Source organism: Microbispora sp. CL1-1 (assembly GCF_012034195.1).
GTDB lineage: Bacteria > Actinomycetota > Actinomycetes > Streptosporangiales > Streptosporangiaceae > Microbispora.
Genome location: NZ_JAATEK010000001.1, coordinates 341,823 through 363,549, shown reverse-complemented (window position 1 = coordinate 363,549; position 21,727 = coordinate 341,823). Strand labels below are relative to the sequence as shown.

17 protein-coding genes are annotated in these 21,727 nt (G+C 74.0%); 10 read left to right on the top strand and 7 right to left on the bottom strand.

Going from position 1 to position 21,727, the window contains the following annotated elements:
- Nucleotides 1-75: 75 nt before the first annotated feature.
- The 3 genes from HCK04_RS01630 to HCK04_RS01620 all read left to right on the top strand — a co-directional run bounded on the left by HCK04_RS01630 (nucleotide 76) and on the right by HCK04_RS01620 (nucleotide 2,536).
- Nucleotides 76-432 carry an arsenate reductase family protein gene (locus HCK04_RS01630; RefSeq protein WP_142645058.1) on the top strand — a complete coding sequence of 119 codons (357 nt, stop codon included), beginning with the start codon at nucleotides 76-78 and terminating at the stop codon, nucleotides 430-432.
- Between the two features lie 127 nt (nucleotides 433-559).
- Entirely contained in the window at nucleotides 560-1,057 is a 498-nt protein-coding gene (gene ybaK / locus HCK04_RS01625; protein WP_142645057.1) for a Cys-tRNA(Pro) deacylase, read from the top strand.
- 78 nt (nucleotides 1,058-1,135) lie between these two features.
- A complete protein-coding gene (locus tag HCK04_RS01620) occupies nucleotides 1,136-2,536 on the top strand; it encodes an amidase (RefSeq protein ID WP_142645056.1) in 1,401 nt (466 codons plus the stop codon).
- Here HCK04_RS01620 and HCK04_RS01615 read toward each other — a convergent pair.
- Nucleotides 2,526-3,044, bottom strand: a complete 519-nt coding sequence (locus HCK04_RS01615; RefSeq protein WP_142645055.1) for a hypothetical protein — start codon at nucleotides 3,042-3,044, stop codon at nucleotides 2,526-2,528. The two genes, HCK04_RS01620 and HCK04_RS01615, sit on opposite strands and share 11 nt — an antisense overlap.
- A 101-nt stretch (nucleotides 3,045-3,145) precedes the next feature.
- Here HCK04_RS01615 and murA point away from each other — a divergent pair, with 101 nt between their 5' ends.
- The 5 genes from murA to HCK04_RS01590 are packed head-to-tail and all read left to right on the top strand — an operon-like array spanning nucleotide 3,146 to nucleotide 9,679.
- Complete coding sequence (murA, locus tag HCK04_RS01610) at nucleotides 3,146-4,450, top strand: UDP-N-acetylglucosamine 1-carboxyvinyltransferase (protein ID WP_142556869.1); 1,305 nt, start codon at nucleotides 3,146-3,148, stop codon at nucleotides 4,448-4,450.
- A 52-nt stretch (nucleotides 4,451-4,502) separates the two neighbouring features.
- Nucleotides 4,503-7,928: a transglycosylase domain-containing protein gene (locus tag HCK04_RS41870; protein ID WP_260617019.1), complete on the top strand. Its 3,426-nt coding sequence runs from the start codon at nucleotides 4,503-4,505 to the stop codon at nucleotides 7,926-7,928.
- A 5-nt stretch (nucleotides 7,929-7,933) separates the two neighbouring features.
- Nucleotides 7,934-8,611, top strand: a complete 678-nt coding sequence (locus HCK04_RS01600; protein WP_142645054.1) for a response regulator transcription factor — start codon at nucleotides 7,934-7,936, stop codon at nucleotides 8,609-8,611.
- The gene (locus HCK04_RS01595; protein WP_142645053.1) at nucleotides 8,586-9,266 is read left to right on the top strand and encodes a response regulator transcription factor; all 681 of its coding nucleotides are present in this window, start codon (nucleotides 8,586-8,588) and stop codon (nucleotides 9,264-9,266) included. Before HCK04_RS01600 ends, HCK04_RS01595 begins: the two co-directional genes overlap by 26 nt.
- A 53-nt stretch (nucleotides 9,267-9,319) precedes the next feature.
- Complete coding sequence (locus HCK04_RS01590) at nucleotides 9,320-9,679, top strand: response regulator transcription factor (protein ID WP_205829675.1); 360 nt, start codon at nucleotides 9,320-9,322, stop codon at nucleotides 9,677-9,679.
- Here the strand turns inward: HCK04_RS01590 and HCK04_RS01585 are convergent.
- From HCK04_RS01585 to HCK04_RS01560, 6 genes are read right to left on the bottom strand one after another with little or no spacing between them, the layout of a single operon-like run.
- Nucleotides 9,645-11,090: an NAD(P)/FAD-dependent oxidoreductase gene (locus tag HCK04_RS01585; RefSeq protein ID WP_142645052.1), complete on the bottom strand. Its 1,446-nt coding sequence runs from the start codon at nucleotides 11,088-11,090 to the stop codon at nucleotides 9,645-9,647. The genes HCK04_RS01590 and HCK04_RS01585 overlap by 35 nt on opposite strands.
- On the bottom strand, nucleotides 11,080-12,978 hold the full coding sequence (locus HCK04_RS01580) for a histidine kinase (protein ID WP_142645051.1): 1,899 nt from the start codon (nucleotides 12,976-12,978) through the stop codon (nucleotides 11,080-11,082). The genes HCK04_RS01585 and HCK04_RS01580 overlap by 11 nt, the downstream gene beginning before the upstream one ends.
- A gap of 3 nt (nucleotides 12,979-12,981) precedes the next feature.
- Nucleotides 12,982-15,399 (bottom strand): FtsX-like permease family protein, encoded by a 2,418-nt coding sequence (locus tag HCK04_RS01575; RefSeq protein WP_142645050.1) that lies wholly within the window; start codon nucleotides 15,397-15,399, stop codon nucleotides 12,982-12,984.
- A gap of 6 nt (nucleotides 15,400-15,405) precedes the next feature.
- Complete coding sequence (locus tag HCK04_RS44030) at nucleotides 15,406-17,805, bottom strand: ABC transporter permease (protein WP_142645049.1); 2,400 nt, start codon at nucleotides 17,803-17,805, stop codon at nucleotides 15,406-15,408.
- Entirely contained in the window at nucleotides 17,802-18,521 is a 720-nt protein-coding gene (locus HCK04_RS01565; protein WP_142645048.1) for an ABC transporter ATP-binding protein, read from the bottom strand. Before HCK04_RS01565 ends, HCK04_RS44030 begins: the two co-directional genes overlap by 4 nt.
- 1 nt (nucleotide 18,522) lies before the next feature.
- Nucleotides 18,523-19,824 carry an adenylate/guanylate cyclase domain-containing protein gene (locus tag HCK04_RS01560; RefSeq protein WP_205829674.1) on the bottom strand — a complete coding sequence of 434 codons (1,302 nt, stop codon included), beginning with the start codon at nucleotides 19,822-19,824 and terminating at the stop codon, nucleotides 18,523-18,525.
- Between the two features lie 131 nt (nucleotides 19,825-19,955).
- Here HCK04_RS01560 and HCK04_RS01555 point away from each other — a divergent pair, with 131 nt between their 5' ends.
- Nucleotides 19,956-20,954: a cyclic nucleotide-binding domain-containing protein gene (locus HCK04_RS01555; RefSeq protein WP_142645047.1), complete on the top strand. Its 999-nt coding sequence runs from the start codon at nucleotides 19,956-19,958 to the stop codon at nucleotides 20,952-20,954.
- Nucleotides 20,951-21,724, top strand: a complete 774-nt coding sequence (locus HCK04_RS01550; RefSeq protein WP_142645046.1) for an MBL fold metallo-hydrolase — start codon at nucleotides 20,951-20,953, stop codon at nucleotides 21,722-21,724. The genes HCK04_RS01555 and HCK04_RS01550 overlap by 4 nt, the downstream gene beginning before the upstream one ends.
- Nucleotides 21,725-21,727 lie beyond the last annotated feature (3 nt).

Below are 21,727 nucleotides of genomic sequence, written 5' to 3'. Positions count from 1 at the left end.
CCTTTAGATCGTTTTGCCATTCGCCGGGTGGGCATGAAGCCCTGTTTACGCTCCGCCGGGCGGGACAATGACCGCATGGAGATCTGGATCAACCCGGCCTGCTCGAAGTGCCGGTCGGCCCTGTCGCTGCTCGACGCCGAGGGCGCCGGATACACCGTGCGGCACTACCTGGAGGACCCGCCGAGCGCGGAGGAGCTCACCGAGGTGCTGCGCCGGCTCGGCCTGGAGCCCTGGGACGTAGCCCGCCTCGGCGAGCCCGTCGCGGCCGAGCTCGACCTGGAGTCGTGGCCGCGCGACGAGGCGGCCCGCGGGCGGTGGATCGAGGCCATGGCCGCTCACCCGATCCTGATCCAGCGGCCGATCATCACCGCCGACGACGGCACCGCCGTGGTGGCCCGCTCCCCCGAGGCCGTACGCTCCGTCCTCCCCTGAACGCTCCCCTGACGCGGTCGCCCGCCGGGAGCGGAGCGACCTTAAGCGGCCGGAGCGGAGCGACCTTAAGCGGCCGGAGCGGAGCGACCTTAAGCGGCCGGGGCGGAGCGACCTTAAGCTTGCCGTCGTGAGCAAGACCAAGAGCAAGGGCGGCCAGGGCACTCCGGCGACGGTCGCCCTCACGCAGGCGAAGGCGGAGTTCACCCTTCACCCCTATGACCACGATCCGAACGCCCAGGCGTACGGCGAGGAGGCGGCCGACGCGCTCGGCCTGCCGTACGAGCGGATCTTCAAGACGCTGGTGGCGGAGACCGAGACGGGCCTCGCGGTCGCGGTCGTGCCGGTGGCGGGCAAGCTCGACCTCAAGGCGTTCGCGGCGGCGCTGAAGGGCAAGCGGGCGGCGATGGCCGAGGCGGCCAAGGTGGAACGGGTCACCGGCTATGTGGTCGGCGGCATCAGCCCGCTCGGCCAGCGCAAGCGGCTGCCGACTGTCGTGGACGAGTCCGCGCTCGGCTTCGAGACGATCTTCTTCTCCGCCGGGCGGCGCGGGCTGCAGATCGAGACCGCGCCGGGCAACCTCATCCGGCTCGCCCAGGCGGTGACCGCCCCCATCGCGAAGCTCTGAGCCTGTCTACTGTTGCCATCGCCCGTACGGCTCCGCGGCCGTAAGACTGGCCGGGGAACCACACCGAACGGGGGAGCCGTGAACGAGCTGGCCGACCTCACCGCGACGGAGATGGCCGCGCTGCTGCGGGCGCGCGAGGTGAGCGCCGTCGAGCTGACCGAGGCCTGCCTGCGCCGCGTCGAGGAGACGAACCCGCGGGTCAACGCCATCGTGACGCTGACCGCCGAGCGCGCGCTCGACCAGGCCGCACGCGCCGACGAGGACCTGCGGCGCGGCCTGGTGCGCGGCCCGCTGCACGGCATCCCGGTCGCGCACAAGGACCTCGCCGACACCGCCGGCGTGCGGACCACGTACGGCTCGCGGGCGTTCGCCGACCACGTGCCCACCGAGGACGACCCGCTCGTGCGGCGCATCCGCGAGGCGGGCGGGATCGCGCTGGGCAAGACGAACACCCCGGAGTTCGGCACCGGCTCGCACACGGTCAACGAAGTGTTCGGGGCGACGCGCAACCCGTACGACCTGTCGAAGAGCGCGGGCGGCAGCAGCGGCGGCGCGGCGGCGGCGCTGGCCTGCCGGATGGTGCCGCTGGCCGACGGTTCCGACATGGGCGGCTCGCTGCGCAACCCCGCGTCGTTCTGCAACGTGGCCGGTCTGCGGCCCACCCCGGGACGGGTGCCGGCGAAGTCGGCGACGGCGGCCTGGTACACGCTCAGCGTGCCGGGGCCGATGGCCCGCACCTCGGGCGACCTGGCGCTGTTCATGTCGGCCATCGCCGGGTTCGACCCGGTCTCGCCGTTCTCGATCCGCGAGGACGGCTCGGCGTTCGCGGGGTCGCTCGACATGGACCTCGCCGGGGTCCGCGTCGCCTTCAGCCCCGGCCTCGGCGGCCTGCCGGTCGATCCCCGCACCGCGGCGGCGACGGCGCGGGCGGCCGAGACGCTGGCCGCGCTGGGGGTCGAGGTCGAGCGGGTGGATTTGGACCTGTCCGCTGCCGAGGAGGCGTTCCGCGTCTACCGGTCGTGGTTCTACGCGCTCAACTTCGGCGACCTCCCCGAGGTGGGCCCCAACGTGGCCTGGAACGTCGAGCAGGGACGGAAGGTCACCGGGGCCGACCTCGCCAGGGCCGAGCGGCTGCGCACCGGCCTGTTCCACCGCATGCGCGAGTTCTTCGGCCGCTACGACTTCCTGGTCGCGCCCGTCAGCCAGGTGCCGCCGTTCCCGGTCGAGCAGCCGTACGTCACCGAGGTGGCCGGGGTGGAGATGCCCGACTACCTGGCCTGGATGCGGTCGTGCTACTGGATCAGCGTGCTGCACGCGCCCGCGATGTCAGTGCCGTGCGGGTTCACGCCCGACGGCCTGCCGGTCGGCCTGCAGATCGTCGGCAGGCCATGGGCCGACATGGACGTCTTGCGCCTCGGGCACGCCTTCGAACAGGCGACCGGCTTCTGGCGGACCCAGCCGGGCTTCGTCAGAGCTTAGGCCCCGGCGGCAGGGCCTGGGGCGTGCCGCCCCGCTGGTTGTAGGTCACGGCGAACTCGATGACCCAGAAGACCGCGGTGGCCAGGAGCGGCCAGGCGAACAGCACGCCGTGCGCGGTCAGGTCCAGCGAGGTGGTGGTGGTGTAGCCGTCCGGTCCCGCCGCCTGGACCCCGCCCTTGGCCGTACTGCCGACCAGCATGGCGACATATCCGGCGAGCAGCCCGCCGGCGGCGAGCCCGATGAGGACCTGGACCGGCTGCTTGCGCGACAGCACGTAGCCCACGATCCCGCAGGCCAGGCCGAACGCGCCGGTGACCACGGCGAACCAGCCGTCGGCCTCGATGAGCGACTGCGACTCGGGGTCGGCCAGATGCGGCGTCCCGTCGATCAGCACGTATCGCGCGGCGGGGGCGAGCGCCGACCAGACGTATCCCGCGACCACCCCGAGGACGGCGAGTACGAGGACGGTTACCCCGATCGCCGCCAGATTGCCCCTCAGATGCCGCACCGTCCCGATAGTACCCACGTGGTGATCGGGCCCGGTCCCGTTACTCTTGCCTGAGCCGCGTGCAGGGGACACACGGCATCGGTGTGGGCCAAGGAGGCCGAGTGAGCGAAGAGGTATGGCAGATCGACCCGTCCGGCCCCCTGCGGGGGGACGTGGAGGTCCGCGGATCGAAGAACGCGGTCTCGAAACACATGGTGGCTGCGATGCTCGGCACGGGTCCGAGCACGCTGCACAACGCCCCCGAGGTCGGCGAGGTGGGGCTCACCGCCGCCATGCTCGAAGCCCTCGGCATCCACGTGGAGATCACCCCCGGTGAGATCACCATCGAGCGGGGCTCCGAGATACGGCCGCGTGTGCCGGAGGAGTACACCGGGCTCAACCGCATCCCGATCCTGATGCTCGGCCCGCTGCTGCACCTGGCGGGCGAGGCGTTCGTCCCCCTCGTCGGCGGCGACCCGATCGGCAGGAGGCCGGTCAACTTCCACGTCGAGGCGCTGCGGTCGATGGGCGCGGAGATCGAGGTCGGCGACAACGGCATCACCGCCAAGGCGGCCCGGCTGCGCGGCAGCCGTATCACGCTCCCCTACCCCAGCGTGGGCGCCACCGAGACGATCCTCATGACGGCGGTGCTGGCGGAGGGCAAGACCGTCATCAAGGGCGCGGCGATGGAGCCCGAGGTGGTGGAGCTGGCGCTGTTCCTCCAGCGCATGGGCGCGATGATCGAGCTGAGCCCCGACCGGCGCATCGTCATCGAGGGCGTCGAACGGCTGCACGGCGCCTCCACCTGGCTGGCCGGCGACCGTATCGAGGCGTTCTCCTACCTCGTGGCGGGCCTGGTGACGGGTGGCGAGGTGCGCGTGCACGGCTGCCACCAGGACCGGCTCGTCACCGCCATCACCACGCTGGCGAGGATGGGCGCGCGGTTCGAGATCACCGACGAGTGGCTGTGCGCCTCCGCCCCGGACGGCCTGCGCGCCGCGGCGGTGCAGACAGACACCCACCCCGGTTTCATGACGGACTGGCAGACGCCGCTGATGGTGCTGTTCACCCGCGCCGAGGGCATGTCGGTGCTGCACGAGACGGTGTTCGAGAACCGGCTCGTGTACGTTCCCGCGCTGCAGAAGATGGGGTGCGAGATCGAGGTGTTCGCCCAGTGCCTGGGCGGACCGGCGTGCCGCTACCACGACACCAACGCCAAGCACTCGGCGGTCGTGCGCGGAGTCTCCAACCTGCGCGGGGCCGACGTCACGCTCCCCGACATCCGCGCCGGGTTCTCCGCGGTGCTGGCCGCCGCCGTGGCCGAGGGCACCTCGACCCTGCGCGGCGTCAACCACATCGAACGCGGTTACCACAGGCCGTTCGAACAGTTCACCTCCCTCGGGTTGAAGATCAACCGGCTTACGTAAAGCTTTGTGGCCCCTGGGTTTGGAGAAACGCCAGAGGTCGCACTGATATCCCGTGACCTCTCGTCTTCTCGGCGTCAGTCTCGGGCGCGTCAGTCTCGGGCGCGTCAGTCTCGGGCGCGTCAGTCTCGGGCGCGTCAGTCTCGGGCGCGCCGTCCTCGCCCTGGGCATGTGCGGCGCGGCCGGGGGCACCCTGGTCGCCGGGCTGGTGATGCCCTTCGTGGGCGGGGCCGGCCTGGCGGCCAGGAGCGCCGCGTCCACCCTCACCTACCTGCCCGCGCCCCTGCGCGAGGAGCCGCTGCCCGAGGTGACACGGCTGCTCGACCGCAACGGGCGCCAGATCGCCCAGTTCTACTACCAGAACCGGCAGTCGGTGCCGCTGAGCGCGGTCGCCCCGGTCATGCGCCAGGCCATCGTGGCCATCGAGGACGCCCGGTTCTACGAGCACGGCGGCCTGGACATCAAGGGCACGCTGCGCGCCTTCGTCACCAACACACGGGCCGGCGGGATCCGGCAGGGCGGCTCGTCCATCACCCAGCAGCTCGTCAAGAACATCATGGTGAGCCAGGCCGAGTCGGAGCAGGAGCGGGAGCAGGCCCTCGTCCGTTCGTTCCGCCGCAAGCTCGACGAGCTGCGGTACGCGCTGGCGCTCGAGCGCAAATACACCAAGGACCAGATCCTCGAGCGCTACCTCAACATCGCCTACTTCGGCGCGGGCGCGTTCGGCGTCCAGGCGGCGGCCAAGCGGTTCTTCGGCGTCGACGCCGCCGACCTCACGCTCACCCAGGCCGCGACGCTCGCCGGCGCCGTGCGCACGCCGTACGACACCGATCCCTCGCTGGGCGACGAGCACCGTGACCGACTGCGCACCCGGCGCGACCTGGTCCTCGGCCGGATGGCGGAGCTCGGCATCATCGGCAAGGACGCGGCGCGCACCGCCGCGGCCGCGCCGCTGGGGCTGCACCTGAGTCCCGAGCCCGGCGGCTGCGCGGGCAGCGCCCACCCCTTCTTCTGCGTGTACGTGGAGCGCGAGGTGCTCACCAACCCCGCCTTCGGCTACAGCAGGGCCGACCGGGAGCGGCGCCTCCAGCGCGGCGGGCTGACCATCTGGACGACCATCGACCCGGTCGCGCAGCGGGCCGCCGAGCGCGCCATCTCCGCACGGGTCAAGCCGCGCGACCACCAGGTGGCGTCGGAGACGATGATCGAGCCGGGCACCGGGCACATCCGCGCGATGGCCGTGAGCAAGCGCTACGGGCGCAACCCGCACAACCGCGACCTCGGGCCCAGCACCACCTACAACCTGGCGGCCGACACCGCCCACGGCGGCGGGCTGGGCCTGCAGGCGGGGTCCACGTTCAAGGTGTTCACGCTGGCCACCGCGCTCAAGCAGGGCATGCGGTTCGGCGACGGCTTCGCGATCCCCGGCGCGTACGTCCCGTCGTACGGCTATCGCGACTGCTCGGGCAGGGCGGTCAACGACCCGCACACGGTCATCCACAACGCGGGCGGCGAGGGCGGCGGCGGGCCGTACAGCCTGGAGATGGGCACCTGGCAGTCGGTGAACATCTTCTACATGCGGCTGGAGCGCGAGGTCGGCCTGTGCGACGTCGTGCAGACGGCCAAGTCGCTGGGCATCAGGCGGGCGGACGGCACGCCGCTCCACGAGGTGCCGACGTTCACGCTGGGCGCCAACGAGATGGACCCGACGACCGTGGCGGCGGCGTACGCGGCGCTCGCCGCCCGCGGCCGCTACTGCCGGCCGATGGCCATCACCGCCGTCGTGGAGCGCGACGGCACCCGCACCGACATCCCGCCCGCCTGCGTGACCGCGCTCGAACCCGCGGTCGCCGACGCGGTGAGCCACGTGCTCACGGGGGTCTTCAGCAAGGGCACGATGCGCGGACAGTCCATCGGCAGGCCCGCCGCGGGCAAGACCGGCACGAACAACGGCTACACCTCGGCCTGGTTCGCCGGGTACACCCCCGCCCTCGCCGCCGCCGTCAGCGTGGGCGACATCCGGGGTTCCTACCGCTATCCGCTCACCGGCGTCACCATCGGCGGCCGTTATTACGGCGCGGTGCAGGGCGCCTCGCTGCCCGGCCCGATCTGGGTGGACTCGATGCGCGCGGCCCTGCGGGACACCCCGGCGTACGGCTTCGTGCCGCCCGACATGGCCCGGTTCGGCGGCGGGTTCACCCCGGGCCTGAAGGAGGCGCTGGAGAAGCAGCGCGAGAAGGAGAAGAAGAAGCGGAAGGCCGAGCGCGAAAAGCACGACGACGACGCTTCGGAGCAGGATGCGACAGCCGGTGCGGCGAGCGGCGTCGCGGGGGCTTCCGGCGGCACCGCGACCAGCCCCCTGGCAGCGGGCGGCATGACCGCTCCTACCGGCGTCGGAGCCGCCCCCGCCGTCCCCGTGATCCGCCCGCCCATGCCCGGCGGCGTCTCCACCCGGCACTCGTCCGCCGCCTCGGGCGCGCGGACACCCGGCCGTCCGCTCTTCTCCGGAGCTCGCCCGGTGGCTCACGGCTCCTCTTCCCGTGCACCGGTCCGTACGGGGTCGGCCGGCGCGCCTCCGGCGGCCCGGCGGGTGGGCTGGGCGAGTCTCATCCGTCCCCGCGACGCCGCTTCTCCGGCGTCGGCTCCCGCCGCCCAGCGCGCCTCCGCCCGAAGCGGCCCACCCCAACAGGCCAAGGCCCGGAAGGCCACCGCCCAGCACGCCACGGCCCGCAAAACCACGGCCCGGCAGGTCGGGGCGCGCAAGAGCGCGGCGCAGAGGAGTCAGGCCCGGAAGAGCCAGGCGCGGAAGAGCCAGGCACGGCAGGACGAGGCGCGGCAGGACGAGGCGCGGCGGAGCAGGACGCGCCAGGGCGGAACCTCAGCGACCGGTGGCCGCAAAACCGCCCGTACCGCCACACACGCCGCCACACACACCGGCGCCGCACGAGACGGGCAGCGCGGCCGGGCGGCCCGCCAGACCGGTCACGGAGCGGGCGGACACCGCAAGAAGCACCCCGACGGTGGCCGCCATCCCCGCCACCAGACGCAACGGCCACCCCCGGCACTGACAGCACGTCCCGAGCCGCCGCCCGCACCACCGGGCCAACGGCCACCCCAGGCGCTCACAGCACGTCCCGAGCCGCCGCCCGCACCACCCGGCCAACGGCCACCCCAGGCGCTCACAGCACGTCCCGAGCCGCCATCCCCGCCACCAGACCAACGGCCACCCGGCGCCGGCACCGCGACGCCTCGACACCGACAGCCGCGCCACAGGGTGAACAGCCACCCCGGCGCTGACACCGCGACATCGACAGCGGCCACGTGCGGCCTCAGGCGAACACCCGCCCCGGGCACTGACGCCGCGCGGTTCGCCCTGACGCGCGCGGGCCGCGCTCGCCGTTTCCCGGAGTGGGCGTCCGGCGCCGGCAGCCGGGACCGCCCGCTGCAGGTCTCGGGGAGTGTGCGAGCCGTGTCACACTGACTTGCATGCGGGTGGTGATCTGTGACGACTCGGCCCTGTTCCGTAAGGGACTGGCTCTCCTGCTCGACCGCGTCGGCGTCACCATCGTGGCGCAGGCCGCCGACCCCTCCGAGCTCACCGCCCTGCTGGAGAAGCAACCGGCCGACGCCGTCATCCTCGACGTACGGATGCCTCCCACCTTCACCGACGAGGGGCTGGTGGCGGCGACGGAGCTGAAGAAACGCTTTCCCGCCCTCGGCGTGCTGGTCCTGTCCACGTACGCGGAGGGGGCGCTGGCCGCGCGGCTGCTCGAATCGAGCCCGCGCGGCGTCGGCTATCTGCTGAAGGACCGGGTCGACGACGCGTCCGCGCTCCGGGACGCGCTGGAGCGGGTCGCCGCCGGCGGCGTCGCCGTGGACCCCGAGGTCGTCAGCATGCTGTTCCGGCTGCGGCAGGAGGAGTCGCTCGCCGACCGGCTCACCTCGCGCGAGCGGGATGTGCTGCGCCTGATGGCCGAGGGCCGGTCGAACGCGGCGATCGCCCGGGCGCTGTTCCTCGGCACGAAGACGGTCGAGGCGCACATCGCGGCCGTGCTCACCAAGCTCGACCTGAGCCAGACCCCGGATGACAACCGCCGTGTCCTCGCGGTGCTCACGTGGCTGCGTATGGAGGGGACAGGTGCCCATCAGAATCGTGATCGCTGAGGACTCGCTGCTCGTCCGCGAGGGCGTGCGGCGGGTCCTGGATCTCCAGCCCGACCTGGAGGTGGTCGCCACCTGCGGCGACCTGCCCGGGCTGATGGCGGCGGTGGGCGAGCACGATCCCGACGTCGTGGTGACCGACATCAGGATGCCTCCGACGGCGTCCGACGAGGGGGTCCAGGCCGCCGTCAGGCTGCGCGAGTCCCACCCGCGGGTGGGGGTCGTGGTGCTCTCCCAGTACGCCGAGCCCGCGTACGCGACGCCGCTGCTGGCGGGGGGCAGCAGCGGCCGGGCCTATCTGCTCAAGGAGCGGGTGAGCGACGCGCACGACCTGATCGAGGCGGTCCGCACGGTGGCCCGGGGCGGCTCGGTGATCGACCCGGCGGTGGTGGACGCGCTCGTGGCCGACACCGTGCACGCGCGGTCGTCGCCGCTGGCCCAGCTCACCTCGCGCGAGCGGGACGTGCTGGCCCAGATCGCGCAGGGCAAGAGCAACGCCGCGGTCGGGGCCGCGTTGTTCCTCACCGAGCGGGCGGTGGAAAAGCACATCAACGCGCTGTTCGCCAAGCTCGGGCTGGGCGCCGAGCCCGACATGAACCGCCGGGTGATGGCCGTGCTGATGTACCTGTCCGAGCACGGGGGTGCTAGCACCCGCTGATCGGGGTGGTCACGCCCTTGGACGCGGGCACCGGGTTCCGGGATCCTGGAGGCATGCGAGTGGTCGACGTGATCATCGTGGACGACCAGGCTCCGTTCCGTTCGGTCGCCCGCGCGTTGATCCGGCTGCTGCCGGGATGGCGGGTGGTGGGCGAGGCGGCGACGGGCGAGGACGCCCTCGACCTGGTGACCGGCGGCCGGCCCACCATGATCCTGATGGACATCAACCTGCCGGGGATCAACGGCATCGAGGCGACCCGCCGCATCCTGGCCGAGTCGCCCGACGTGAAGGTCGTGCTGGTGTCGACGTACGCCGCCGACGACCTGCCGCCCGACGCCGGCGCGTGCGGAGCGCTCGCCTACATCCGCAAGGACGACCTCACCCCCGCGCTGCTGCGCGCGCTTCCCGTCTGAGCGCCAGGCGGGCCGCCTGCAGGCCGCCCATGCCGTGCACCCCGGGCCCGGGCGGGGTGGCGGCGGAGCAGATGTAGAGGCCGGGCACGGGCGTCGCCCAGGGGTGCGGGGAGTAGACGGGCCGTCCGATGAACTGGCCCAGGTCGCCCGCCCCTCCCCCGATGTCCCCGCCCACGTTGTTGGGGTTGTGCGCCTCCAGCGCCCGCGTGTCCATGGTGGCGCGGGCCAGCACGAGGTCCCGGAAGCCGGGGGCGAACCGCTCGATCTGCGCCTCGACCGCCTCGGTCATGTCCACCCGCGAGCCGTTCGGCACGTGGCAGTAGGCCCACAGGACGTGCCCGCCCTCGGGTGCCCGGGTGGGGTCGGCCACGCCCGGCTGGACGAGCAGCACGTAGGGCCGGTCAGGATGGCGGCCCCGGCTCACCTCCGCCTCCGCGTGCGCGATCTCCTCCATCGTGCCGCCGAGGTGGACGGTCGCGGCCGCGCCCACGGCGGGGTCGGCCCACGGCACCGGTCCCGACAGCGCCCAGTCGAGCTTGAACACGCCGGGGCCGTAACGGTAGCGGCTCAGCCGCGCCCGGTAGGCCGCGGGCAGCCGGTGGCCCGCCACGGCCAGCACCTGGCGCGGCGTGAGGTCCAGGAGGATCGACCGGGCCGCGGGCACCTCGTCGAGGCTGCGCACCCGGTGTCCGGTGTGCGCCTCGCCGCCGAGGTCCTTGAGCCGGCGGACGAGCGCGTCGGCGAGCCGCTGGGAGCCGCCGCGCACCAGGGGCCACCCCACGTGGTGCGCGAGCCCGGCCAGCATCAGCCCATATCCGCCGGTGATCGGCGCGCGCAGGTCGAGCATCGAGTGCGCGGCCATCCCGGCGAGCGCCGCCCGCGCCCCGGCCGTACGGAACAGGGCGCGGGCGAGCGTGGTCGCGGGGAGCGCGGCCACCGCGCCGAACCCGGCGGCCCGCAGCGGCGCGCGCGGCACCGACAGAGGGGCGAGCAGTGTGTCGACGAGCCGGTCGCCCCCGCGCGTGATCATCCCGACCGTGGCCCGCCAGGCCGCGCCGTCCCGGCCGAGCCCCAGCGCGGTCTCGCCGAGCGAGCGGTGGACGAGCACCGCCGGGCGTTTGTCCAGCGGATGCGCGGCCGGTATCGCGGGATGCGCCCACTCGACTCCCAGGTCCTGCCAGAACCGGTCCCGGCGGAAGGCGGGCGAGGCCAGCGCGAGCGGCAGCACGGTCGCGCACAGGTCGTGCCGGAACCCGGGCAGTGTCACCTCCGCGGTGCGCAGCCCGCCGCCGAACGCGTCCGCCGCCTCCAGCAGCAGGACCCGCCTGCCCGCCTCGGCCATGGTGACGGCCGCCACCAGCCCGTTCGGGCCCGACCCGACCACCACGGCGTCGAAGCCGTCAGCAGCCATGCACCGGCACCTCTCCCCTGATCGTCGTCCCGGCCCCGGGCGCGGACTCGACGTGCAGCCGCCCGCCGATCGCGCCGAGCCGGTCGGTCATGTTGACGAACCCGTGCCCCTGGACGCCGCCCGGTGTGAAGCCCGCGCCGTCGTCGCGCACGCTGAAGTGCAGCACGCCGTCCTCGGCGTGGATGCGCACCTCCACGGACGCGCCCGGGCCGGCGTGCTTGCCCGCGTTCTGGATCGCCTCAAGGCAGCAGAAGTACACCGCGGCCTCGACCTGCTCCGGATAGCGTTCGGTCAGGTTCACCTCCACCCGGTACGGCAGCGCCACCCGGCGGCCGGCCGAGCGCAGGGCCTCGCCGAGCCCGTGGTCGCGCAGCAGCGGCGGATAGATGCCGTGGGCCAGCTCGCGGAAGGCGGCGTTGGCCTGCTGCACGTCGCCACGCAGTTCGTCGAGCAGCTCGGCGGCCATGGCGACATCATCCTTGATGATCTCGCGGACGAGGCCGAGCTTGACCGCGAGCGCGACGAGATGCTGCTGCGCGCCGTCGTGCAGGTCGCGTTCGATCGCCCGCCGGGAGGCGTCCGCGGCCGTGACGATGCGCAGCCGGGACGCCTGCAGCTCCTCGTTGCGCTGCCGCAGCTCCTCCAGCGACGCCTGCAGCGCGGTGTCCAGGCGCATGTTGTGCAGGGCCAGCCCCACCTGGCGGGCGAGCTGGATGAGCACGCGGTCGTCCTCCTCGGAGAACTCCACGCCTTCGCGTGGCCGCCGCACGACGAGCAGGCCCAGCAGGTCGCCCAGGTGGGCGGCGGGCGCGACCCTGATCGGCGCCTCGCGGTCGTCGAGCAGCGCGGGCAGCCAGACCGACGTCCAGGCGGTGCCGCCGATGCGGGTGCCCCCGATGACGAGCCGTTCCTTGTCGGTGAGGGTGATCACGTCGGCCGGGCGTTCCGGCACGCTGACCTGGCGGTGGAGCGTGCCGTCCGCGCCCACCCACACCTCGGCGCCGGCCTGGCCGAGCGCGGCCCGCAGCGACTCCACGAGCTGGAGCAGCAGTTCGTCGAACGGCACCGCGCGGCTCATCCGGGCGCCGAACGACGCGAGCGCCTCCTCCGGCGTCTGCCCGCGCCGTCCCAGCAGCGACATCCCCACCGAGACCAGGCGGAACCGTACGGGCAGGGCGAGCAGCACCGCCGCGAGCGAGGCGGCGACGCTGGCGACCAGCACGTCGCGCTCGGCGGCGACAGGACGGCGGGCCAGCCCGATGACCACGACCAGGTAGACCGCGACCACGAGCATGGTCAGGCCCGCGATCACCACCGCCTCGACCAGGGCCCGCTCCGCGAGGCGCGCGGTCGCCTTCACCTGGCCGAGCAGCAGGCCCACGGGCATGACCGCCATGGCGCCGAGCATCCAGGGCAGGAGATCGTGCGGGGTGCCGAGCAGGGCGTTGACCGCCACCAGCACGGCGTCGATCGCGGCCGTCACCACCGTGGCCGCGGCGATCCACTGCAGGGTGCGGCGGCGCGCGGCGGGAGCCCTGGGACAGCGGACGGCCACGCCCCCGAGTGCCACGGCCGAGGCGGCGGCCGAGGCGGCGACGACGGACCCCGTGGTGACCGGCAGCGCCGGCGTCCACACGAGCGCGCCCGTCGCCGCTCCGGCCGCGAGCAGCCGGCGGGCCGGGGATCCGAGCAGGCCGTCCGGCAGGCCGAGCCCGCAGATCAGCCAGGCGGCAACGACCAGCGGCGCGGCCCGGGGCACCACGACGGCCACCGCGTGCGTCACGGCGACGAGACCGGCCACGCGGGCCAGCGCCGGGCGGCCGGCGAAGAAGGCGGCCACCGTGGCGGCGAGCCAGGCGGCGGCGACGAGCGCACAGGCGATGATCATGGGCTACTCCGCCCGCAGGATGTGGCCGATCCGCAGCCGGCCGGCGAGCCGCCCCGGCCGGACGGCCAGCAGGTTGGCGACGGCGACGGTCAGCGGCCCGGCCAGGAGCAGCGCCGTCACCGCCAGGGGCGGCACGTACATCAGCGGCATCGTGTCCGCCACCACCCTCCACAGCGTGCGCCCGAGCGCGACCCCGAGCGGCACCCCGAAGCACAGCCCGAACAATGCCAGCAGCGTGGCCTGCACGACCACAGTCCATCGGGCCTGCCCGCGCGTCATGCCGAGCGCCCGCAGCACCGCCACGTCGTGCCGCCGTCGCCGGACCGCCGTCGCGAGGACGTGCCCGACGGCGCCGACCGCCAGGAGCGCCATGAAGACCGCCAGGAGGGCGGGCAGCCGCTCCACACCGCGGATCTGGACCATCGCCTCGGGCAGCGGCCAGGCGTCTCCGAACTCCATGTTCTCGGCGCCCTCGACCGCGGCGACGACGGCCCGCAGCCTCTCCCGCGCGGCGGCGACGTCGATGCCGGGACGCAGGGCGACCTCGGCCGCGTGGAACTTGAAGGCCTGCGCCCCGGCGAAGATCCGGTCGTATCCGCCGGAGGTGACCCAGCCTCCGTCACCGAAGTCGTTGTGCGGGCTGGCGGGCACGAACGCGATCCCCGTGACGGTCATGGTCACCGGTGTGGCGCCGCCCCGCAGCGCGATCCGGTCGCCCACGCCGGCTCCGAGCAGGTCGGCGCTCTTGGGCGCGAGCGTGACCTCGCCCGCCGTCCGCGGCATCCGGCCGGCGAGGAGCGCCACCGGCAGCGGCCGGCCCACCGGGGCGTACGTGCCCATCGTGACGGAGACGTCTCCGGACTCCGCGACGGCGATCCGGCTGTCGTTGATCCCCTGGATGTCCGGCTCCCGCGCCAGGGTGCGCAGCACCTCGCCGGCCGGCCCGAAGTCCGTCCCGTTCATGCCGAAGAACGCCGACAGCTGGTAGGTCAGCCCGAACCGCTCCGGATGAGCGGAGGCGTCCTGCACCCCGGCGGAGAAGGTGAAGGCGGCCAGCACGCCGAGCACTCCAGAGACCGCGCCGGCCAACGCCGGCCTGACCGGGACCGCTGCGGCGCCCCTGCCCGGCTCCAGGGCGAACCGCGCACCGACGACGAGCGGCACGGGAAGACCGGCGCGGGCCGCCGCGAGGGCCACCAGGGACCGGCGTCCCGCCGGGTCGTGCCGGGCGACGGCCAGGGTGACGGCCGCCGCGCCCCCGGCTCCGGCGAGGACGAGCGCGGGGATGAGGATCGACCCGCCGGCCAGGACCGGCCAGTCCAGGTCGAAGCCGGGAGCGGGCTCGACCAGCGCCGCCGATCCGATCGGCATCCAGGTGGACGCCACCACCGCGGCGACGACCCCCGCGGCCGTGCCGGCGAGCGCCGCGAGGAACGGACCGGCCGCGGCCGCCCGCACCGTCTGGCGCGGCGTCAGGCCGACGGCCCGCAGCACCTGCAGGTCGGCGACCGTCGCCGCCGTGTAGCGCACCACCGACTGCCCGATCAGCACGATCGCCGCGGCCAGCGCGGCGAGCCCGAAGGCGAGCAGGCAGGCGGCCTCGAAGCCGGCCATCCGGCGGATAGGCTCGGCGAACTTCGTCTCGTTGTTCCACACGTCGATGTCGTTGCGGTGGGAGACCCTCGCGAGGCCCTCCCGGAACGCGGGGATGTCCCGCACGCCGTGCTTCAGCCGGACGATGGCGTTGACGAAGCCGTCCTCCCCGATCAGGTTCTCCCGATATTTCGCGAACAGTCCGTACGACGGGAGGAGGGCGCCGTTCTCCCCGACGCGGTCGGCGAACCACGGCGCGCGGACCATGCCGACGATCGTGACCGGGAGCGACGGTCCCCGTGGCGGCTCGCCGTTCGCCGGGTCGTAGTCCGGGTCCGATGCCTGATCAGGGGACATCAGCCGCATGACCAGCCGATCGCCCGTGCGGCGGTGGTAGGACTCGGCGAACCCCGGAGTGATCACGGCCTCGTCGGCCCGCCCCGGATCGGGCAGCCGTCCGTCGAGGACGACGGGCCGCTCGACGGTGTGCAGGAAGCCGGTGTCGGCGGGCGGGAAGCTGGAGATGTCGTCGGACGCGGGGATGCCGTCCACTCCGAAGCCGACCGTCACCGCGAACGTCGTCAGCGCCTCGACCTCGGGGAGCGCCCGCACCGGTGCCCAGTCGAAGCCCGGCTGGTTGGGCAGCACCGCGATCGTGGCGGGCAGCGTCTCCCGCTGCAGCCGGTCCAGCGCCGTGCCGCCGCGCCGTGCGCCCGCCACCGAGGCCAGGACGGTGGCCGAGGCGAAGGCCACGAGCAGGGTCAACACCGCCAGTGGCCGCCAGCGGCGGCGTAGCTCCAGCCGCAACCAGGTGGCCGTCATGGTCATCGTCGCTCACTCCGTCCGGAGGATGTGGCCGATGCGGAGCCGGGCGGCGTGCCGCCCCGGCCACAACGCGAGGAGGTTGGCGATCAGGACCGCCGCCGGCCCGATCGCCAGCAGCGCCCAGAGGGCGACCGGCGGCTCGTAGAACAGCGGGGTGCGCTCCGCGACGACACGCCAGAGCGTGCGGCCCAGCGCGACGCCGAGCGGCACGCCGAACGCCAGCCCGGCCACCGCCAGCAGCGACGCCTGGGTGAACACGACGAGCCGTGACTGCGCCCGGGTCATGCCGAGGGCCCGCATGACGGCGACCTCGTGCCTGCGCCGCCGTACGGCGGTGGCGAGCGCGTGGCCCACCGCTCCCACCGCGAGCAGCGCCAGGAAGCCGCCGAGGAAAAGCGGAAGGATCTGCACGTCCTGCACCTCGGCGAGCTGCTCGGGCGGTTGCATCGCCTCGACCGAGATCCGGTCGCCGCCCCCGATCCCGGCCATGCCCTTCGTGAGCCGGTCGAGGACGGCCTGCGGATCCGCGCCCGGGCGCAGGGCGACGAGCGCCAGGTGATACTTGAAGGCCGCGCCGAACATCGCCTCGAATCCGTCCGCGGTGGCCCACGCGCCCGCGTCGTAGTCGTTGTGCGACCCCTGCGGGACGAAGCCGATCCCCCGCACCGTCATCTCCCGCGGCCCGGTCGTGCCCGCGAGCCGTACGGACGAGCCGACCTCGGCGCGCAGGGACCGCGCGGTCGTGGGGGCCAGGACGACCTCGCCGGGGCCTTCGGGCATCCGCCCCGACAGGAGCACGACGTCCGCGGATCCGGCGAACGACTGGTGCCGGTAGACCGTGACGGACACGCCGCCCGCCTCCGCGACCGCCACCCGGGCGTCGTTCACCCCCGCGACGTCGGGGTCCCGGGCGGCGGCCGTCATGACCTGCTCCGCCGCGGCCCAGTCCTCCCCGCTCTCGCCGAGGTAGGCGGTGAGCTGGAAGGTCTGCCCGAACCTGGTGGGATTGCCCGCCGCGTCGGCGACCCCCGCGGCGAACGTGAAGGAGGCGAGCACGCCGAGCACACCCGCGACCGCCGCCACCAGCGCGGGACGCACCGGAACCGAACTGGCGCCCTGACCGCGTTCCAGGGCGAACCGGGCGCCGGCCACCAGGGGCACGGGCAGCCCGAGGCGGTCCGCCGCCCGCGCCACCACGGAGCGGACCGGTGCCGCCTCGGACCGGGCCGACACGACGGCGAGCCAGGCCGCGGCGAGCGCCCCGGCCAGGACCAGCAGCGGGGCGGCGGCCCAGCCGCAGCCGAGCACGAGCGGGTCGGCGCTGAAACCGGGGGCGGGCTCGACCAGGGAGGCCGCGCCGATCGGCGTCCACATGGAGGCCGCCGCCGCGCCCGCGGTCCCCAGCGTCGAGCCGGCGACCGAGGCGAGGAACGGCCCGGCGCAGACGGCGGCCAGGCACTGCCGTGTCGTCAGCCCCGACGCCCGCAGGACCTGCAGCTCTCCGACGCCGGCCGCGACGTAGCGGGCCACGGACTGGCCGACGAGGACGATCGCTGCGGCCAGGGCCGCCAGGGCGAAGAAGACGAGACACAGGCTCTCGTAGGCGTTGACCTGCTGACGGTGCCGGGCGACGTCGGCGGCGTTCCAGATCTCGATGTCCGTACGCCCGGTGATCTTCGCCAGCCCGGCGCGGAAGGCGGGCAGCCCGCGCTCCCCTTGGTCGAGCCGGACCAGGGCGTTGACGAATCCCGACGAGGAGGGGCCGAGGAAGTTCTTCGGATGCGCGGCGAAGAGGGCGGGCGAGGGGAAGACGGAGAACCAGGCGCCCTTGTCGGCGAGCTTGTCGGAATACCACGGGGAGCGGATGACGCCGACGATGCGCGCCCGCACGCGGGGACCGCCCGGCTCGCCGCTGAAAATGAAGTCGCCGGCCTGCCGCTCGGACAGCAGGCGCAGGGTGAGGGTGTCGCCGACGCCCAGTCCGTACGCGCCGGGGAAGTAGCCGGTGACCATGACCTCGTCCGGGCGGGCGGGGTCGGCGAGCCGTCCCTCCAGCACCACGGGCCGCTCGACGGTCCGGAACGCCTCACGGTCCACCGGGGGCAGGTAGCCGAAGTAGCCGGGCAGCTCCTCGACGAAGAAGGGCGCCACGGCGAAGCCCGACACCGCCGCCACGCCGGGCAGTGCGCGCACCGCGTCCCAGTCGAATCCCGGCTGGTTGGGCAGGACGACGGCGTCGGCCGGCAGGGTGACGGCGTTCAGTCGGGCCATCGCGCTGTCTCCGCGCCGCGCGCCGGCGAGGGCCGCCAGCACCGTGGTGGTCGCCACCGCCACGAGCAGCGCGAGCACGGCCAGCGACCGCGCCCGCCGGCGCGCCTCCAGCCGGAGCCAGACGCTGACAAGGCTCACGGCGTCTCCACCCGGCCGTCGCGCATCCGCACGGTGCGGCCCGCACCCGCGGCCACTTCCGGCGAGTGCGTCACCATGATGATCGTCTGGCCGGTGCCGTGGAGCCTGCGGAACAGTTCGAGGATCTCCAGCCCGCCCTCGCTGTCGAGCGCGCCGGTCGGCTCGTCGGCGAGCAGCAGCGTCGGCTCGTTCACGAGCGCGCGGGCGATCGCCAGGCGCTGGCGCTGTCCGCCGGACAGCACCGCGGGCACCTGCTCCGCGCGGTCGCTCAGCCCGAGCAGGTCGAGCACGTCGCGGGCCCGCGACTCGGCGGCCCGCCGCTTCATGCCGGCGAGGACGCCCGGCATGATCAGGTTGTCCAGCGCGGACACGCCGTCGAGCAGGTTGAAGAACTGGAACACGAATCCGATGTGGCCGCGCCGGAAGCGGGCCAGCCAGTCCTCGTCCCTGCCGTCCACCCGCTCGCCCGCGACCTCGATCGTCCCCTCGTCGACCGCGTCGAGGCCCGCGATGACGTTGAGCAGTGTCGACTTGCCGCAGCCGGAGGGGCCGGTGACCGCGACGAACTCTCCCTGGCGTACGTCGAGGTCGACCCCGCGCAGCGCGCGCACCGGGGCGAGGTCGGCGGTGAACGTGCGCCGGGCGCCGCGGACCCGCACCGCCGCGGGTTCCGTGGTGACGCCGTCGATCGCGGCGGCGGGCTGGGGGGCGGACATATCAGTTCACCTCTAGGTGATAGGCGTTGACGGGGGTGGAGCGGCCCTTGACGAGCCGGGGGCCGAGGGGTTTCCAGGGCCAGTGCTCGCCGGCCGCGCGCACGGTCGTCTCCGCCGCGACCGTGCCGGCGGGGCGGGCCAGGTCCTGCATGCGCTGGGCGAGGTTCACCGTGTCTCCCACGAGGGTGTACTCGACCCGTTCATCGCTTCCGAGGAGGGCCGCCGCTACCTCCCCCGTGGAAATGCCGATGCCGAGTCCGAAGGGGACGAGCCCCTGCCCGGCCCACTCGGCGTCGAGCCCGCGCTGCCGGACGTGCATCTCACAGGCCGCGTGTACGGCTCTCGCGGCGTGGTCGGGCGTGGGGTCGGGGGCGCCGAAGACGGCCATCACGGCGTCGCCCACATACTGCATGACCGTGCCGCCCGCGCTGAGGATCGCCGCGTTCATGGCCCGCCGGTGGGCGTTGAGCTGGCTCGCGAGCACCGCGGGGTCGGTGGCCTCCGCGATGGCCGAATAGCCGCGCACGTCTGACATGAGCACGGTCACGACGAGCCGTTCCGTGCGGCCTGCGGCGTCGCGGTCGCGCAGCAGCTTGTCGGCGAGGCCGCCGGGGAGCAGCCGCGACAGCGTCTCGCCCTGCTCGTCTCGGCGCAGGATCGCGGTGTGCAGCATCCGCAGCCGGCGCAGCGCCCCCTGCAGTCCCGCGCTCGCGCCCCTGGCGAGGACGAGGAAGAGACGCTCGATCTCGGCGTTGACCACCTCGGGCGGCTCGCCCCGCGACGCGGCGATCGCCTTCACCGTACGGCCCTGGGCGACCTGGTGGAGCAGGTCCTCCTCCGCGGGCGAGAGCCGTCCATCGTCGTGGGCAGGCGTCACCAGCTCGCGCACGATCGCCGGGTCGATGAGCGAGCCGCCGGCGGCGACCTCCCGGATGGCCCTGCCGAGCAGGCCGGCGTCGGCGACCCGGTCCTTGAGAAGGTAGGCGTACCCGGCCGCGCCCTCGTCGAGCAGCCGGATCGCGTAGTCCGGGTCGTCGTACTGGCTCAGCACGACGACGCCGGTGCCGGGTAAGAGCTTGCGCACCTCGCGCGCCGCCTCGATCCCCTCGTCCTGGTAGGTCGGCGGCATCCGGATGTCGGTGACGACGACCTGCGGGCGCAGCCGGACCGCGGCGGCCACGACTTCGGCGTAGTCGGCGGCCAGCCCCACGATCTCCAGTGCGGCGTCGCGGCCCAGCAGCGCGCGCACACCCTCGCGGACGATCAGGTTGTCGTCCGCGAGCACCACGGTGATGCGTTCCACGAGCGAAATTACATATCCGGCGGGGCCGGGCGGGAAGGGTGCCAGGACGAGAGTCCGGGGGTGCTGGCACCCCCACGCGTTCGCAGGCTGACGCCCTCGAAGCCGGCCCGCATGGTTCCTACGGTCGGAGCATGCGAGTCGAATCGAAGATCACTTCTATCTCCTGGATCCCGTCCGAGGCGGTCAAGGGCTACACCAAGCCCGCGTTCACGATGGGGTTCACACATTACGACGATCCACCGCCCGACGTGATCACCGACGTCGCCGGCCTGCGTGACCGCGACGCGTTCCGGTTCGCCAACCGGCTGCGCGTCTGGGCCGAGTTCGACGGCGACCGGGTGGTCGCGCACGGCGCGGACGGCGGCCTCGTCATGGGCGCCACGACCGTCCGCCTGGGCCCGCTGGGCGTGCGGTTCGCCGCGTACGGCCTGCCCGACCTGCGGCCCGAGCCGCGGACCGGCGACGGGTGGATCACCTTCAGGCAGACCGCGGGCGGACGCACCGCGCTGCCGTTCCCCCGGCGCGTCTCGCGACCGCCGTACCTGCGGATGCAGTCGCCGCTCGTGTGGACCACGCTCGCGGTGACCCTGCACGCCGACGGACGGACCGAGGGGACGCTGGAGGGCGCCAGCCCGTTCCCCCGCCACTGGGTCTACGGGCCCGACGACCGGCTGACGCTCAAGGCCGGTCTCACCGACATCACGGCGTGGGCGGCCCAGGCGGGGCCGGACCGCACGCCGTGGGGCGACGAGGACTCCCCCGTGCTGGTCACCGCGGCCGAGACGGCGCTGGAGCGCCGGCTTTCCCTGCTGATCATGCGGGGCGCCCGCAAGCCGGTCATCCGCTCGCTGCCCGCCGGCGCGCGGCTCGTGCGGCAGGGCGAGCCGGGTTCCTCCCTGTTCCTGCTTCTCGACGGCGTGCTCGGAGTGGACGTGGACGGCACGCCGCTGCCCGAGCTCGGCCCCGGCGCGATCCTCGGTGAGCGCGCGGTGCTCGAAGGCGGCCTGCGCACGGCGACGCTGACGGCGCTGACCCCGGTCAGGGTGGCCGAGGCGGCCGCGGACGCGGTGGACAGGAAGGCACTGGCCGCGCTGGCCGAGGGGCACCGGCGAGAGGAACAGCTCACGTGAGGCTCGCGATGCTCGGCGTCCGCGGCTCGACCCCGGCGCCGGGCCCCGAGTTCGTGCGGTATGGCGGTCACACGAGCTGCGTGGCCGTGCTGCCCGACGACTCCGCCGTCCCGGCCCTGGTGCTGGACGCGGGAACCGGCCTGCGCGGGCTGGGGGCCCTGCTGGACGGGGCGCCGTTCCGCGGCTCCGTCCTGGTCACCCACCTTCACTGGGACCACGTGCAGGGGCTGCCGTTCTGCCCGCCGCTCGACCACCCCGGCGCGCGGGTCGACCTCTACCTGCCCTCGCCGCGGCCGCTCGAGACGCTGACCCGGGTCATGTCCCCGCCGCACTTCCCCATCACTCCGGGCGGCCTCGCGGGCGCCTGGCGGTTCCTCCCCTCCGCCTGCGGCGTGATCGCGGGGTACGCCGTCACCGTGGCCGAGATCACCCACAAGGGCGGTATCACCCACGGCATCCGGGTGGAGGGCGACGGAGTCGCCATCGCGTACCTGCCCGACCACGCGCCGCAGGCGGGATACGCGGCCGCCGCCGAGCTGGCGGCGGACGTCGACCTGCTGCTGCACGACGGCCAGTTCCTGCCCGGGGAGCAGGCGACGGCCGACGCCTACGGCCACTCCACGGTCGCCGACGCCGTCGCCTTCGCCGCCCGCTGCGGCGCCCGCCGCCTCGTGCTCACCCACCACGCCCCGGCCCGTACGGACGACGCGCTGGACGTGCTGGCCAAGGAGGTGGAGGTGGCCCGCCAGGGGGACGTGCTCACCCCCTGAGAC